12 protein-coding genes and 4 pseudogenes are annotated in these 14,953 nt (G+C 61.0%); 4 read left to right on the forward strand and 12 right to left on the reverse strand.

The annotated features are described in order from the left end of the window. Window positions 1-51: 51 nt before the first annotated feature. From JG746_RS32640 to nifH, 10 genes and pseudogenes are all read right to left on the reverse strand, one after another. Window positions 52-676: pseudogene (locus JG746_RS32640) on the reverse strand (NAD(P)/FAD-dependent oxidoreductase); the annotation flags it as partial. A 176-nt stretch (window positions 677-852) separates the two neighbouring features. Then, window positions 853-1,740 carry a universal stress protein gene (locus JG746_RS32645; RefSeq protein ID WP_202324335.1) on the reverse strand — a complete coding sequence of 296 codons (888 nt, stop codon included), beginning with the start codon at window positions 1,738-1,740 and terminating at the stop codon, window positions 853-855. A 99-nt stretch (window positions 1,741-1,839) separates the two neighbouring features. Beyond that, entirely contained in the window at window positions 1,840-2,625 is a 786-nt protein-coding gene (locus JG746_RS32650) for a response regulator transcription factor (RefSeq protein WP_202324337.1), read from the reverse strand. A 24-nt stretch (window positions 2,626-2,649) separates the two neighbouring features. Continuing rightward, a complete protein-coding gene (locus JG746_RS32655; RefSeq protein ID WP_010913614.1) occupies window positions 2,650-3,129 on the reverse strand; it encodes a NifX-associated nitrogen fixation protein in 480 nt (159 codons plus the stop codon). A gap of 16 nt (window positions 3,130-3,145) precedes the next feature. Continuing rightward, complete coding sequence (gene nifX, locus JG746_RS32660; RefSeq protein ID WP_010913613.1) at window positions 3,146-3,643, reverse strand: nitrogen fixation protein NifX; 498 nt, start codon at window positions 3,641-3,643, stop codon at window positions 3,146-3,148. After that, a complete protein-coding gene (gene nifN, locus JG746_RS32665; RefSeq protein ID WP_202324342.1) occupies window positions 3,609-4,991 on the reverse strand; it encodes a nitrogenase iron-molybdenum cofactor biosynthesis protein NifN in 1,383 nt (460 codons plus the stop codon). The genes nifX and nifN overlap by 35 nt, the downstream gene beginning before the upstream one ends. Window positions 4,992-5,000: 9 nt before the next feature. After that, window positions 5,001-6,491 (reverse strand): nitrogenase iron-molybdenum cofactor biosynthesis protein NifE, encoded by a 1,491-nt coding sequence (gene nifE, locus JG746_RS32670; RefSeq protein WP_202324346.1) that lies wholly within the window; start codon window positions 6,489-6,491, stop codon window positions 5,001-5,003. Window positions 6,492-6,551: 60 nt separating this feature from the next. Beyond that, complete coding sequence (gene nifK, locus JG746_RS32675; protein WP_202324350.1) at window positions 6,552-8,093, reverse strand: nitrogenase molybdenum-iron protein subunit beta; 1,542 nt, start codon at window positions 8,091-8,093, stop codon at window positions 6,552-6,554. Between the two features lie 130 nt (window positions 8,094-8,223). After that, window positions 8,224-9,729, reverse strand: a complete 1,506-nt coding sequence (gene nifD, locus JG746_RS32680) for a nitrogenase molybdenum-iron protein alpha chain (RefSeq protein WP_202324352.1) — start codon at window positions 9,727-9,729, stop codon at window positions 8,224-8,226. A 104-nt stretch (window positions 9,730-9,833) separates the two neighbouring features. After that, window positions 9,834-10,727 (reverse strand): nitrogenase iron protein, encoded by an 894-nt coding sequence (gene nifH, locus JG746_RS32685; protein WP_006331760.1) that lies wholly within the window; start codon window positions 10,725-10,727, stop codon window positions 9,834-9,836. A 368-nt stretch (window positions 10,728-11,095) separates the two neighbouring features. On the opposite strand from nifH, the pseudogene JG746_RS37370 reads away from it, so the two are divergent. Then, window positions 11,096-11,654 (forward strand): annotated as a pseudogene (locus tag JG746_RS37370) (IS110 family transposase); the annotation flags it as partial. Between the two features lie 134 nt (window positions 11,655-11,788). Here JG746_RS37370 and JG746_RS32695 read toward each other — a convergent pair. Further along, a pseudogene (locus JG746_RS32695) lies at window positions 11,789-12,111 on the reverse strand (PIN domain-containing protein); the annotation flags it as partial. Further along, complete coding sequence (locus JG746_RS32700; RefSeq protein WP_202324357.1) at window positions 12,108-12,407, reverse strand: hypothetical protein; 300 nt, start codon at window positions 12,405-12,407, stop codon at window positions 12,108-12,110. The gene JG746_RS32700 and the pseudogene JG746_RS32695, both read right to left, overlap by 4 nt. A gap of 461 nt (window positions 12,408-12,868) precedes the next feature. Here JG746_RS32700 and JG746_RS32705 point away from each other — a divergent pair, with 461 nt between their 5' ends. From JG746_RS32705 to JG746_RS32715, 3 genes and pseudogenes are all read left to right on the forward strand, one after another. After that, window positions 12,869-13,462: a DUF6088 family protein gene (locus JG746_RS32705; protein ID WP_096453638.1), complete on the forward strand. Its 594-nt coding sequence runs from the start codon at window positions 12,869-12,871 to the stop codon at window positions 13,460-13,462. Further along, window positions 13,455-14,467, forward strand: a pseudogene (locus JG746_RS32710) (nucleotidyl transferase AbiEii/AbiGii toxin family protein). Before JG746_RS32705 ends, JG746_RS32710 begins: the two are co-directional and overlap by 8 nt. Before the next feature lie 80 nt (window positions 14,468-14,547). After that, a complete protein-coding gene (locus JG746_RS32715; RefSeq protein WP_244730598.1) occupies window positions 14,548-14,934 on the forward strand; it encodes a 3'-5' exonuclease in 387 nt (128 codons plus the stop codon). Window positions 14,935-14,953: the final 19 nt, after the last annotated feature.

Consider the following 14,953-nt stretch of genomic DNA (forward strand, 5'->3'; position numbering starts at 1 on the left):
CAGGCCAGAGAGGGGGCTGTCCCGCCAGCGTTAGATCACATTCAATTCCCGTTAGATCACATTCAATTCCCTGAACGCCCGCCCTTCAGCGACACGGCTGTACCCAAACGCCGAGCATTCCACCGTGTCCGTAGCCGCCGTGCACGATCAGCTCGGCCAGCGCCTTGCCGACCGCCGGCGCCTGCTGCAGGCCGTGGCCGGAAAAACCATTGGCGAAGAGGAAATTCTTAACCTGCGGATGCGGGCCGATCACCGCGTTCTGGTCGAGCGTGTTGTAGTCGTAATGGCCGGCCTAGGCGCGCGTCGGCTTGATGGCTTCGAAGGCGGGAATGCGGGTCGCCAGTACCGGCCAGATCACCTCTTCGAACAACGGCCAGTCCGGCTCGAAATCGGTGGGGTCGGCCGGGCCGTCGCCTTCTTCCGGTTCGGCGCCGCCAGTGAGATAGACCGAGCCTTCCGGCCGGACATAGATGCCGGACGGATCGACCAGCAGCGGCATATCAGAATATTTGTCGCGCGCCTCGAAGACGAAGACGTTGCGCTTGCGCGGCTCGACCGGCAACACCAGCCCCGCCATGGCAGCCACCGTGCCGGCATTCGGCCCGGCTGAGTTGACGACGATGCCGACTTCCAGCCTGTCGCCATTGTCGAGGCTGACACTGGTCACGCTCTGGCCGTTCCACCTCCGCCTTGCGCATGACTGGAGAGATTTCCGGCGGGCGTCGCCTCCCGATCAATGCTTTTCATGTTCGTTACTCTTCGTAAAATCGATTATTTCGATGGAGCCCATCTACGAATGAATGCAGGCGTCACAGTAGAGCTTTGAACAGCATCGGTGCGGGTCCGGAACCGTCATCGAGCCAAAAACAGCGGCAATGGCGGCTTTTCGACTATCCATTTCGTCACGCCGCCGAAGAGCCGCTCACGCAGCCGACGGCTGCCATAGGCGCCCATGACTATCATGTCGGCAGACGTGTCGGTTGCGTGCTGCGCAAGCACCGTGGCCGCCGATTTGCCGGCACTTGGCAGGAGGTCAACCGACACCCGAGCACCGTGCCGAGTGAGATAGGCAGCGATGTCGGCTCCAGGCTCCGCCCCTTTCCCGTTGTAGTTGGCCTTCGGATCGACCAGGGCGACACGAACTTCCTCAGCAGCGCATAGGAGACCCAGCGCTTCGCGAACCGCACGGGACGCCTCTGCTCGCGAATCCCAACCGACCAGGACACGCCGTGGCCACAGCGTCGCCTCAGCACCGTTCGGCACAACAAGCACCGGTTTTCCCGTATCGAACAAGCAGCCGTTGACCACAGGAGGTCCGAGATTCTCGTCGTTGAGGAGCCCTGGTCCGATGATCGTGATGTCGGCGCAGAGCGCGCGCTGTCGTGCCACTTCACCGAGGCTGGCCGGATCGTAATAGTCGGTGTCAACGTCATAGGCGAGCGACATAGATTCCAGCAATTTCTGGATATCTCTGGAGCGTTTTCCCAGTCTGACCGCGTCCTGTGTAAATCGATCGATTTGCCGAAACCGATCGTTCAATCTGGCAATTGCCTGTCCACGTCCTACAGGCCACTCGGGGACACCATCTCCGATCCGCCGATGCGACATAAGGAGCATCGGAGCGGGTATAATCAGTACGGAAAGGTGCGCGCCGATTTCCGCACACAAGCCGGCAGCAGTTCTGACGTCCTGATCGGAATGGTCAGCGCCGGTCAAACAGAGTACCGTTTTAAAGCCCATTTTCCTGTTTCTTCCTGAGTGTTCGATGAGGGCGTTTCAGGCCGCAAGACCGACTCACAGCGCGAGGAAAAGGGAGTGGCACCAGACCCGGCACTCGATTCAGCCGTCCAGCTTCTCGAGCGAGTAGCCGGCCGACCTGACGGTACGGATGACGATACCGGTCGAGGCCGTCTCCAGTGCCTTTCTGAGCCGACTGATATGGACATCGACTGTGCGTAGACCGACATGGATATTGGCCGGCCAGGCCCCGCCGATCAGCTCGTCCCGGCTGAAGACCTTGCCGGGAGCCTCCAGCAAATGCCGCAGCACGTTGAACTCGATCGGTCCGAGATGGATGTCATGGCCATTGCCGCAAACCCGGTGGGCATCGAGCTTCATCGCAAGGCTGCCATAGGAAAGCCAGCTGTCGTTTTCGATCCCGTTTGAACCCGGCTTCGGCAGCGCCAGCCTCGTCCGCAGATAATCGAGCAGCTTGGCCGGTGCCATTGGCCGCACAAAGCTCTCGTCAATGCCGGCCTTCAACAGATCAAGGTGCTGGTTCTCGGCGCCGGGCGCGATCAGGGCAATGATGGGCAGGCCGCCGGTCCGGGGTTCCCGCTTGAGCCGGGCGCAGATTGCGGACCCGGTAAGGCTCGTTGGACCGCAGTCCAGCACCACGGCCTGGAATTCCCGTTCGTCGGCCTTTGCAAGTGCTTCCTTGGCGCCGCCTGCCGGCTCACTGACGAAGCCGTCCACCTCCAGTATGTGGCTGAGGAACAGATAGAACTCCGCATCTTGCGAACAGATCAGGACGAGTGGCTTCATCAGCGCTACCCCGAGAACCAAATTGGCCTCGACCGCGTCGGCCGCGTGGGCTGGCCATCGCGGCTCCTCAAGGCCTGACATGATCCTCTTGCTCGAAAATTGGTTTCATGCCCGTGCCACCTCGGGATAGGCGTCGATGGCTGCGATGGCATCGTCGACCAGTTTCGTACCGGCGGCGGCGAGTTTGCAGAACGTCTCGAAGCCGAACCGATGGACGTCGCGCACGGTCTTGGACAGAACGACCAGCCGCCCGGCGGTGAAAAGCACGCGCCCGAACCCCTCATGGCTCATTTCGATCATCGGCGATGCCATCAGGCCGGAGCGCTCCTCGATCGCAAGGGCGACGGCAGTGTAAAACTTGTCGAGCCTCCACAGCACGTCCGGATCGGGATCGCCGATGATTGGGATCGTACGACGCCGTTCCTTGCTGACGATGAAGTCGGCCAGCAACTCGGCATCCGCTGTGCCGTCCCATGACCCGTGGGTATCCTGAGCACGGATCAGCCGCACGAGGCATTTGACGAATGGGCTGGCAAGGGCGGCCTCGTCATCGTTGACAGCAGGGCTGATCGCGACTTCAAACATTTTGCACTTCCTCGTTTTAGTCCTCGTCCTCGAAGGAGGGTTTCTTTTCGGCGACACCAGCTTCGGCCAGCACCTTGCGCAGCCAGGGCGGAGGACACGTTCTCAGCATCATCTGCGTGCGCAACAGCACCTCTTGGATGGTTTGTGGCTGCGGCACCTTGATTGGATGGATTTTTGCCGAAATAACCTTGGCTGCCGAAGGCCCGCCGATGGCCAGACAAAACAGCAGATGGCAGCCCTTCAGCGCCTCCACCTTCGGCGTGACGCGGTCATCGCCCTCGGTCCGACGCTTCCCGCTCTCATCGGAAACGTCATCGAAGGCCACGGCTTCCACGAGATGCCACTCCTCGCGCGTCACGTCGTAGACAGCAAAGCGCTTGGCCGACCCGAAATGGGCATTGAGATTCGTCATGTCTTGCGTGGCGATGGCTACGCGCAATGCGCCTGCCCGTCGGTCCGTCATCGGTGCGTGAACCTCGTCAGTGACGAGTGAGAGGCGACGAACGGAGCTCATCTGGCATTTCTCGTTTCCGGAATGGATCAAGCGCCTCAGGCGTCGGCGCGTGCTGGTTGGCCTGAAAGATATTGGCAACATCGAAGATCAGGTCGCGGGTCCCCCGATAGAGGATTGTGAGCTTGTGCTGGCTGCCAAGCCGGTCGAAGATCGGGAAGCCGACGCGCATGAGCGGAATGCCAAGGCGTCGCGACGCCTGGCGACCGTGGGAATGTGTTACGAGAAGATCCGCGCCCGCTGCAAGAGCTTCCAAATCGCCGAGATCGCCGATCTGAACCCACTCCGCCGGTACTTTCTGCAGAATCTTCGACAGATCGGTCGTCGTGACCGCCGCCGCGATGTCACAGCCCATGCCGGTGAAGAAGGTTGCGAGTTGATAGAGTTGGTCTGGTTCAGCAGCGATCGCAATTTTCTTGCCTCCGAAATGGAAATGTCCGTCGAGCAATGCATCCTCCAATTGCGCCCGGTGACGGCGAACCCGGTCCGGCACCGCCGCGCCCGAAACCGCCGATAGCAGCGAGACGAACCGGTCGACGGCCATTAATCCGGTCAGCGACTGGAACACCGCGTAAGGCACGCCGGTCAACCCGTGCAGCGTTTTCGCCGGGTGGCGCATGTGCTCGCCGATGACGATGCATTGCACGGCCGTGCCAAGCTCGCGGATTTCCTCGACGCTGGTGCCGCCATAGGTAGTGGTTACCCAGCGGTCGGGAACCGTGCCGTCGAGTGAGCCGGAGACGTCCGGCAGGATAACCGGGTTGAGCCCAAAACTTTCAACCATGTCACGCAAATGCTCGACGTCAGCGACAGTGAGGTTGCATCCGGGCAGGATCGCGATCTTCTTCGGCTGCCGGGTCCGTGCGCCCGGCCGTGTAATCCCTTCGATCATCGCCGCGACAGCCTTGGCCCAGCCTTCTTCGATAGCGCCGCCGAAATCAGGCGTGTTGGCCAGCACAACCTCCGTACCCGTGAGCTCTTCCGCATGCTTCAGCTTGACGTTGGCGATATCACTCGCGCAGTCTTCGCCACGGGTCTCCACCAGCGCGGTCGTGCACACTCCTATCAGCTTTGGCTTCGTGCGGGTTTTGAGGTTGAGGATCGCCTCTTCCAGATGGTCCGCTCCGCCGAGTATGGTTGCCACCTCGTCCAGAGCCGTTGTCTGCAAGGGGATTGCTTCCTTGAAATGGCGCACGAAGAGCACCAGCGCGAAGCTGGTGCAGCCTTGGCTGCCGTGGAACAGGGGCATCGCGCCGTCGACTCCAAGAAAGGCGAAGGCGGCACCCAGCGGCTGTGACGACTTCAGGGGGTTGACCGCCGCTGATTTGGTATTGCGAAGGATGCGAACCATCGGATTTCCTCACCGGTCGCCGAAGCGGTGAGCCGTCGCGCCGGCGAATTCATTGAAAGCGTTCACAGTCGCTGTCCCGTTCTTCGTGCTCGCCAGATCGTCCTCCAAAGCAGGCTGGCAATCCCACGGCGCCGGCTCCCGCACCTGGCCCCAGATCGGGTTATGAATGGCGAGGTCGATCTGCCGGACAAGTTCCACCATGCCGTCATAGCCGGCATAAGGATGTTGGCGCTCCTGATTGATATCGAGCCACGGTGTCTTGGCCTTCAGAGCGATGAATTGCGTGCGCCCGCCCGACAGCATGATGTCGGCCTTCTGTTTTGAGAGCATGGCGTAAAGATCGCGCGCTGCCATCTGCTCGAACATGTGGTTTTCGTCCTTGAGGATCCGTTTGATCCGCTCCTTGTCTTCGACTGTGGATTTCTTGACCGAGGTGCCGACGATCTCCATGCCGATCTCCATCAGCGCGTGGACGACCGACCAGGACTTCACACCGCCCGTGTTGAGCAGCACGCGCTTGCCTTGAAGCCGCCGGCGGTAGGCCTCGAGGTTCTTCCACGCAATCGCCTCCTGCTCAGCAATCAGCGTCTCCGTGCGATCGAGGATCTCCGCATCGGCGCCCTTCCTCACCAGCAGCTCAGCAATGTTGCGAAGTGCTTCCGAGGTATCGGTTATGCCGTAGAAAGAGCCCTCGAAGTACGGGATGTCCCAGCGCTCCTCCATCTTGCGGGCCAGATTGATCAGTGCGCTCGAGCACACCATCATAGCCGCCCGGGCGCGGTGCGCGGATGCAACGTCGATGTAACGCGCATCGCCCGGTATGCAAGCGCGCACCCGGATGCCAAGCCGATCAAGCAGCGGCTTGACCAGCCAGAATTCGCCGGAGAGGTTGAATTCGCCAAGGATGTTGATGTCGTAGGGCCCGGCGTCGTCGGGTTCCACCGTGCCGATGACATGATCGAGCAACGCTTCGGCGGCGAGTTTGTTGCCGAGGTTCTTGGAGCCGGCCAGGCCCGGCGCATTGATCGGCACCACGGCCAGTCCGAATTTTTCGGCCGCGCGTTTGCACACGGCCTCGATGTCGTCGCCGATCAGCGCCGTCACGCAGGTCGAATAGACGAAGACTGCCGGCGGCGCATATGTTTCCTTGATCTCGCGGATCGCCTTGAATAGCTTCCGCTCGCCCTGCCCCATCACGATGTCGAGTTCGGTGAGGTCTGTTGTGAAGCTTGTCCGCCACAGGGTTGGCCCGGACGAAGCTGCGCCTCTGTTGTCCCAGGAATTGCCCTCGCAGGCGAGCGGCGCATGGACCAGGTGCGCAACGTCGGTGATCGGCTGCAGGACGATCTTGGCGCCGTCAAAGGCGCAGCCGCCGGCTGACGCCCCGGGGGTCAGCGGCTTCGAGCAGCCCTCCTTGCGCGCCTTGGCATCCTTGCCGCGGTTGGTATCGCAGGCGGGCTCGTCGAAAACGTCCTGGATCTTGGCACTGAGCGAGGTCATTGCGTCAGTCTCCGAAGTCCATCGGGCAATGGGCGGCCTCGGCGAAAGGCCGGCACGGGCTTAGCGGGTGAGGTCATAGGAATAGTCCGTCACGCCTGTTTCGCTCGTCTCGCGATCGAGCTTGTCGAATATCTTGTCGAGGATCGTCGTCAGCACGCGTAATCCACCCTGGTAGCCCATGAGGGGAAAGCGATGGTGATGGTGCCGGTCGAAGATTGGAAACATCAGCCGGATCAGCGGCGTGCCGGTGTCGCGCTCCAGATACTTGCCATAGGAATTGCCGATCAGCAGGTCCACCGGCTCTGTAAACAGCAGCGAACGCATCGCCCAGAGATCCTTGCCCGCCCAGATCTGGGCATCCTGGCCGAAGGACGAGGATGCAAGCAATTCCTTCATCTCGGCCTGCCAGGGCGATGTGCCGTTGGTCGCGAGGCAATGTGTCGGCTCGCCACCGGTCTCCATGACGAAGCGGGCCGTGGCGTAGACGAAGTCCGGATCCCCATAGATTGCGTACTTCTTGCCGTGCAGCCATGACTGGCTGTCCGCCATGGCGTCAACCAGTCGGCCGCGCTCCATCCGGATTGCCTCGGGGATCTCCTGGCCGGAAATCGCCGAGACCTTCATCAGGAATTCGTCGGTCGCCTGGACACCCAGTGGATAGTGGAAGGATGCCGTCGCTTGCCCGACCTCGTCGCAATATTCCAGCGTCTTGCGGGTGTTGTAATGCTGCAGCGACAGTGTCGCCTCCGCGTTGAGTGCGCCTTTCAAGTCTTCGATCTTCGTGCCACCGTCATACATGCGGTATTCGCCGTCAGACGGCGTGTCGAACTGGTCTGAGGCGTCTTGAATGACGGTATAAGTGACACCCATCAGGTCGAGGAGGCGCTTGAGTTCTCGGTTGTTTCCGACGCAGAATCCGTCGAAGCCTGGAATGATGTTGATGGTCCCAGCGGCTTGCGAGCGCTCGCTGCCCTTCCAGAAATGCTCCAGCACGCCCTTCACCATGCCGTCATAGCCATCGATATGGCTGCCGACGAAGGCAGGCGTATGCGCGAAAGGCACGTCGAAGTCGCTCGGGACCGAGCCTTCGTTCTTGGCGTTCTCGATGAAGCTCCGCAGGTCGTCGCCAATGACTTCAGCCATGCAGGTGGTCGAGACGGCGATCATCTTGGGGTCGTAGAGCTTGTAGGTATTGGCGAGTCCGTCGACCATGTTCTTCAGGCCGCCAAACACTGCCGCGTCCTCGGTCATCGAGGAGGAAACCGCTGACGAAGGCTCCTTGAAATGTCGCGACAGATGCGAGCGGTAGTAGGCAACGCAGCCCTGGCTACCGTGGACGAAAGACATGGTCCGCTCGAAGCCCGCGGCCGCGAACACCGCACCGAGCGGCTGGCAGGCCTTGGCGGGGTTTATGACAAGCGCCTCGCGAGCGAGGTTCTTTTCGCGGTATTCCCAAGTTTTGGTCAATTCGCCTTGATCGGTGACGATCTGATCAGGGTGAGGACATTCGAAATTCAGTTTCTTGTCGGCAAGCATTTGTCTGTATTCCGGCTCGCGGAACAGGGGAGCATGGTCGAGAACTTTTTCGGCCGATTGCGGCATGGTGGTCACCTTTTCCATCTGGCTGCGGCAAGCGGCAGCACAGAGACATCAAAGCGTTAAAGGGCATCCCGCGTGGATCGAGCGCGCCCCAAGCATTTATCGGCCTCCCTGCCAGGGAGGCAGCCAGTCCTCATTCGGCGGCGACCGCCGTCGGCGGCGCGTCCTTCATCTTTTTCCACGGCGCGCGGTAGAGATCCCAGACCGGGTTGTTGATGGCCAGATCCATGTCGCGGGCGAAAATGGCGAAGCCGTCATAGCCGTGATACGGGCCGGAATAGTCCCAGGAGTGCATCTGGCGGAACGGGATGCCCATCTTCTGTACCGGGTACTTCTCCTTGATACCGGAGCCAACGAGATCCGGGCGGATGCCTTCGATGAACTTCTCCAGCTCATAACCGGTGACGTCGTCATAGACGAGCGTGCCATTCTTCACGTAATGGCCGGTGCGCTGATAGTCGTCGTTGTGGGCGAATTCGTAGCCGGTGCCAACGATCACCATACCGAGGTCTTCGTAGGCAGTGATGACGTGACGGGGGCGCAGGCCGCCGACATAGAGCATCACCGTCCTGCCTTCGAGGCGCGGTTGGTACTTGGCGATGACGGCATCGACCAAGGGCCGGTACTTGGCGATGACCTTTTCGGTCTTCTCCTCGATTTCCGCGCCGAAGTGTTTGGCGATGTTGCGCAAGGAGGCCTCGATCTGGGAGGGGCCGAAGAAATTGTATTCCATCCAGGCGATGCCGTACTTTTCCTCCATGTGCCGGCAGATGTAGTTCATCGACCGGTAGCAGTGGATCAAATTGAGCTTGGCCTTGGGCGCGCGCTCTATCTCGGCGAGCGTGGCGTCGCCCGACCAGTTGCCGACCACCCGAAGTCCAATCTCCTCAAGCAGGATTCGCGAAGCCCAGGCATCGCCGCCAATGTTGTAGTCGCCAACGACGTTGACGTCGTAAGGGCCGGACTCGAACGCGACATCGTCCTTGTCGAAGACCCAATCGCGGATCGCATCATTGGCAATGTGGTGGCCGAGCGATTGTGAAACGCCGCGGAAACCTTCGCAGCGCACCGGTACAATCGTCTTTTCGTGCTCCTTGGCCTTCTTGCGCGACACTGCCTCGATATCGTCCCCGATCAGGCCGATCGGGCATTCGGACTGCACCGAGATGCCCCCACTGAGCGGAAACAAGTCCTCGACCTCGTCGATGATCTTTTCCAGCTTCTTGTCGCCGCCGAAAACGATGTCCTTCTCCTGGAAGTCGGAGGTGAACTGCATTGTCACGAATGTGTCGATGCCCGTCGTGCCGACGTAATAGTTGCGGCGTTGCGACCAGGAATATTGCCCACAGCCGACCGGCCCGTGCGAGATGTGGACCATATCCTTGACCGGACCCCACACCACGCCCTTGGAGCCGGCATAGGCGCAGCCGCGGATTGTCATCACGCCCGGAATGGATTTGATGTTCGATTTGACGTCGCATTCGGAAAGGCCCTTGTCCTCACCTCCGGCCTCGTCCTTGCTCGTTGCGACACTGAGGTGCTTCTTGCGACGCTTCGCCGCCTTGTCTGGATATTGGGACAGCACGTCTTCGATAAGCTTCGCATGCAAGGCGCCGTCATTCTCATAGTCGAGGCCCATGGGACCTGCCCCTTTCAAGGTTCGGGTAACGCCTCGCCGACGAGGCCTTGTTTCGTAGAAAGGGGCGTCAGGTCACGGTCTGCGCCCCCTGTCGGTAGCGGCGATTACTGAGCGACGGCCAATTTCGCTTCCTTGGCCTGAAGCTCGGCAAGCATCTGCTCGTCCGTCTTCATGATGCCGAAGTCGAGCAGCATGTCCTCGAGCTCCTCCATGGTGATTGGGGTCGGGATGGTGCCCTGGCCCGAATTGACATGGATCTTCTCGGCCAACGCGCGGTACTCCCCTGCCTGTTTGGAGTCCGGCGCATATTGGATTACCGTCATCTTCCTCAGTTCGGCGTGCTGGACGATGTTGTCGCGCGGCACGAAGTGGATGAGCTTGGAATTGAGCCTGGCGGCCAGCGCCTCGGAGAGGTCGAGCTCGCGGTCGGTCTGGCGCTCGTTGCAGATCAGCCCGCCGAGCCGCACGCCGCCCGAATGGGCGTATTTCAGGATACCCTTGGCGATGTTGTTGGCGGCATAGAGCGCCATCATCTCGCCGGACATGACGATGTAGATTTCCTGGGCCTTGTTTTCGCGGATCGGCATCGCAAAGCCGCCGCACACCACGTCGCCCAGCACGTCGTAGGAGACATAGTCGACATTGTCATAGGCGCCGTTTTCCTCGAGGAAGTTGATCGAGGTGATGACGCCACGGCCGGCGCAGCCGACACCCGGCTCGGGGCCGCCGGACTCCACGCACTTGATGTCTTTGTAGCCGATCTTGAGCACGTCCTGGAGTTCAAGGTCTTCCACAGAACCTTCTTGGGCGGCGAGATGCAGAACGGTATCCTGCGCCTTTGCGTTCAGGATCAGCCGGGTGGAGTCGGCTTTGGGGTCGCAGCCGACGATCAGGATTTTCTGTCCGAGGTCGACCAGGGCGGCTAGCGTATTTTGAGAGGTGGTGGACTTGCCGATGCCCCCCTTTCCGTAGAATGCGATCTGACGCAGACCTGACATGTTGCTTCCTTCCTTCTTTCCATCCATAGCGGTTACCGCGACTTCAATGCCGGTCGGCAGATCCCGCCGCCTCGCACCGATCGTTTCAAAACTCGTGCCAATTCGGCCGGTTGGATCGAAGAAGAAATTTTATGATTGCTTTTCAGCTGTTTAACATTTGGCAAAAATATTAAATTGGCTAAATAAACTTGTGTCGCGGCCCTGACAAAGGCGACAGGAAATGTCGGATGGCGTTGAGTGAGACGTCGGCCGCGGAGCCCGGAAAGAAGCTAGTTGTCAAAATCTGATGGAGTAGATGCCCCCTCCGACGCCATCGCAATGTGCCAGTTTGGTGATTGCCAGAATCGACCAAGACAGAGACGGCATCCATGGAAGTTACCATCATTGGAATCGATCTCGCAAAGCGGGTCTTCCAGGTTCACGGCGCGGCGAGTGACGGGAAGGTTGTCTTTCGCAAGAAGCTGTCGCGCGCAGTTGCTGCCGTTTCTCGCCGGACAGCCCCGGTGCACGGTGGCGATGGAAGCGCGACCGCCCACGACTGGGGGCGTACGATCGGCGGGCTCGGGCATGCCGTCCGGCTCCTGCCGCCGGTCTATGTGAAGTCCTTTGTAAAGCGGCACGCGGAAGCGGCCCTCAGGCCGACAATGCGCTTCGTGGCTGTCAAAACCGAGGAGCAAGAGGCGCGGTCGATGATCTTCCGCACGCGCGACCTCTTGGTGCGCCAGCGCACGCAGCTGATAAACGCCCTGCGCGGCCACCTCGCCGAAGCACGGGGTCGTCGCCCCACACGGCCCGGCCCACGTGAAGCGCCTTGCGGATGCAATCGAAGACGAGGAAGGCCTCATCCAGCCGATCGTCCGCGACGTTGGTCGTCTCTACCTCCAGCAGATCGCCATCTACAGCGAGACGATCGCCGAGCTCGAGAAGACCCTCCCTTGGCTGTAGATCATCTGGGAGCTCGTCCCGCTGGATTTGGCGCGCTGAAGGAGCGGGGATCAGCCAAATCCGCGAGCGTTCCAAGTGGATTCTGTCCACTCTATCTGAGTTTCAGCCATCTTGCCTTCGAGCCCGCTGCGCGGCTTGCCGGCCAGTTTTCCTCCTGCCATCAGCCGCGCCCAGATCAGCCCTGCCTTGTCGTCGAACGAGAGGATGCGGCCCGCAAACAGCGCCTGCGGCCCCTCAGGCCCAGAGAACCAGTTGTCGAGTGCGTCGCGTTTTTTCCCGCGCGGCTTCTCCAGAACCCTGCGAAGAATTTCCGCAACGGTCAGCGAAGCGATGAACAATCCTCGTCACGCTGTCTCGACATCCATGCCAGGAGCGATTCCGAAGGCTGCGATTTGACGACATCGCTGATGATGTTGGTATCGAGGAGGTAGCGTGTCACAGGTCGATCTTCCGCCCCTCTTCATGGGGGCGGGAAAGATCGAGGTCAGCTCCCACGAGCGGCGAACGACGCAATGCGGCGAGAATCCCGACAAGCTTGGGTGGCTCGCCGGCGATGGTCTGGCTGACAGCAGCGCGCAGGCTAGAGGCATCCGGTCCATCTTCGGCCAGGCGGCGAGCCAAAGATCGAATGAGGTCGCGATCGGCATCGCGGCCAAGCACCTCGAAGCGCGCCAAGCCGCGCTCGCTGAGGCGAGATCGATAGTTTTGAATGGCGCGTTTTTGCGAGCTGCTCATAGCTGCCTCCGACTACAACACACATACATAATACATTCGACATACATCATAACTACAACAAGAAGGAACATACAGATCTAAATAGAAAGACAGTCTTCATTTCTCATTTCCAGTAATATAACCAGAATACTTGGTTTGATCAAGGTGCAGGCAGTCCGGGCAGTGCTCTCTTTCGGTTGAATGGCATCGGTGGGGGACGCGCGATATATGTTACGCGACGGTACTTTTTGACCAGCGTCGAGTTCTTGCGCTGACAAGAGAAATATCTCGGCGCCGACCAGAGGGCGTCGGCCCCAGGACGGGCGAGGCTCGTTCGGAGAACGGCGCGAAACAGGGATTGGTCGATTCGCGCGGCGATGATTGACCACAACGCCTGCTGGACGGGTTCCGCGTGCAGCTGCCCGTCGCTGCCCGCCTTGAGAACTGTCAGAAAATCGCATACATTTCTGACAGGAGCATCCATGCAACGGTTGACCGAACAGATTCTTGCGCACGCGAAAGGGCTGCCAGAGGGCACGCCGGTCGCAGCTAAGAGCTTGCTTCACCTCGGGAATCGCGCCGCGGTGGATCAGGCATTGTCGCGTCTAGCCGAGCGGACGCAGTTGATCCGGGCGGGTCGCGGCGTCTATCTCCTTCCGGTCACGAGCAGGTTTGGCACCCGGGCTCCCTCCGTGGAGCAAGCGATCGACGCGCTTGCCAGCCAGCGCGGGGAGATCATCGTCCCGAGTGGGGCCGTTGCCGCCAACACCCTCGGTCTCACGACACAGGTGCCGGTCCGGTCGGTCTATCTGACTTCCGGCCGCACCCGGAAGATGAGCCTCGGCAAGCAGGTCGTCGAGCTTCGCCACGCGCCTCGTTGGCAGCTCGCCATGGCGCATCGGCCCGCTGGCGAGGCGGTGCGAGCGTTGGCTTGGCTTGGGCCGGAGAAGGCTGAGGCCGCCCTCCAGACACTGAAGCGGAAACTCCCGCCGGGCGCCTTCAGCGAGTTGGTCGCGGTAGCGCCGCAGCTTCCTACCTGGATGGCGCGCAGCGTGGGCAAGGCCGCACATGGCTGATCCCTTTCTCCACCTCCCGATCGAGGATCGGCGGGAGGCGCTCGGCGCGCGGCCGATCGGTCCGGCCGGCCGGCGCATCTCCTCGAGAAGGACGTGTGGGTGGTCTGGGCGCTCGCCACCTTTACGGCTCGGCGCTCGGCGAATCTGGTGTTCAAGGGCGGCACGTCGCTGTCCAAAGCCTATCAGGTTATCCAGCGGTTTTCCGAGGACGTCGACCTAACATACGACATCCGGGCGATTGCACCCGACTTGGTGGGCGACGACGGCGAAGCGTTGCCGGAGACCCGTAGCGAGGAAAAACGCTGGTCCAGCGAGGTGCGCAAGCGCCTGCCCAATTGGGTTGAAGGAAGCGTTCAGCCGATCATCGCAGATGCGCTCGCGGCTGAAGCTTTGGCGGCCGCCATCCGCGTCGAGGGCGAGAAGCTGTTCATCGATTACGAAGCCGCGACGGCTGGCTCCGGCTATGTGGCGCCGAGCGTGATCCTCGAATTCGGAGCACGATCGACGGGCGAGCCCGCGAGCTTGCGCGACATCGCCTGCGACGCGTCTGGCCTGATCGAGGGCGTGACCTTTCCCACGGCTCGTCCACGCGTGATGCATGCGGAGCGAACCTTCTGGGAGAAGGCGACGGCCATCCATGTCTTCTGCCTGCAGAAGCGCCTGCGCGGCGATCGCTTTGCTCGTCACTGGCACGATGTCGCGCGGTTGGACGAAACCGGTTTTGCCGCGTCCGCCTTTGCTGATCGCGATCTGGCGAACGCAGTGGCGCGCCACAAGACCATGTTCTTCGCCGAGAAAGCGCCCGATCGAACGCCCATCGATTACGCGGCGGCTGTCAACGGCGGTCTGCGGCTTGTGCCCGCAGGCGATGGTCTGAAGGCGCTTGAAGAGGACTACGCCCGCATGGTCGACGACGGGCTTCTTCTGGAAGACGCGGAGCCTTTCGAAGCGCTGATGGCGCGATGTGCCGATATCGCCGAGCGAGCCAATTACATCCGCGAATAGAAAAAACTGGGGGGACGGCGCCGTGCGAATTTCGCGGATCAAAATTACAAACTTCGCCAATCGGCGCGCTGCGGCCGGGAATGCTCGATGCGCTGATGGCGGCAGAGCCAAGCCTCGCCGATCAACGCGAACAGGTGGTGCGCATGTCGGCGGCGCTCGCTGTCGGCGGGCCGCTCGCCGACCTGGATCTGGCGAGCCTCGGTGGACGCGACGCGTCGCCTCTCCATCTTAATCTGTTGACGCCGCACTCGGCAAAGGGCTGCGAATATGATGTCGTGATCATGGCGGGACTCGATCTGGGCGGTTTGCCCTGGCGCAACGAGCAGCCGGCGGCGCGCCGCGAAAGCCAACGGCTGTTCTATGTTGGCCTGACGCGGGCCCGCGACGAGATCCATATGTTGTATTCCGGTTACGTCGATACCGGCCGCGGGCGAAGGTTCGGCACCCCGTCCCGTGCAAGAGCGTAGCCGTCGACAAGTGTGGAGA

It is taken from the genome of Mesorhizobium sp. 113-3-3 (assembly GCF_016756495.1).
Lineage (GTDB): Bacteria > Pseudomonadota > Alphaproteobacteria > Rhizobiales > Rhizobiaceae > Mesorhizobium.

Bases quoted from the DNA above. Each gene is read 5' to 3' on its own strand.
- JG746_RS32645 (WP_202324335.1), bottom strand. From the start codon at position 1,740: ATGGGCTTTAAAACGGTACTCTGTTTGACCGGCGCTGACCATTCCGAT.
- JG746_RS32650 (WP_202324337.1), bottom strand. From the start codon at position 2,625: ATGTCAGGCCTTGAGGAGCCGCGATGGCCAGCCCACGCGGCCGACGCG.
- JG746_RS32655 (WP_010913614.1), bottom strand. From the start codon at position 3,129: ATGTTTGAAGTCGCGATCAGCCCTGCTGTCAACGATGACGAGGCCGCC.
- nifX (WP_010913613.1), bottom strand. From the start codon at position 3,643: ATGAGCTCCGTTCGTCGCCTCTCACTCGTCACTGACGAGGTTCACGCA.
- nifN (WP_202324342.1), bottom strand. From the start codon at position 4,991: ATGGTTCGCATCCTTCGCAATACCAAATCAGCGGCGGTCAACCCCCTG.
- nifE (WP_202324346.1), bottom strand. From the start codon at position 6,491: ATGACCTCGCTCAGTGCCAAGATCCAGGACGTTTTCGACGAGCCCGCC.
- nifK (WP_202324350.1), bottom strand. From the start codon at position 8,093: ATGCCGCAATCGGCCGAAAAAGTTCTCGACCATGCTCCCCTGTTCCGC.
- nifD (WP_202324352.1), bottom strand. From the start codon at position 9,729: ATGGGCCTCGACTATGAGAATGACGGCGCCTTGCATGCGAAGCTTATC.
- nifH (WP_006331760.1), bottom strand. From the start codon at position 10,727: ATGTCAGGTCTGCGTCAGATCGCATTCTACGGAAAGGGGGGCATCGGC.
- JG746_RS32700 (WP_202324357.1), bottom strand. From the start codon at position 12,407: ATGAGCAGCTCGCAAAAACGCGCCATTCAAAACTATCGATCTCGCCTC.
- JG746_RS32705 (WP_096453638.1), top strand. From the start codon at position 12,869: ATGCAACGGTTGACCGAACAGATTCTTGCGCACGCGAAAGGGCTGCCA.
- JG746_RS32715 (WP_244730598.1), top strand. From the start codon at position 14,548: ATGCTCGATGCGCTGATGGCGGCAGAGCCAAGCCTCGCCGATCAACGC.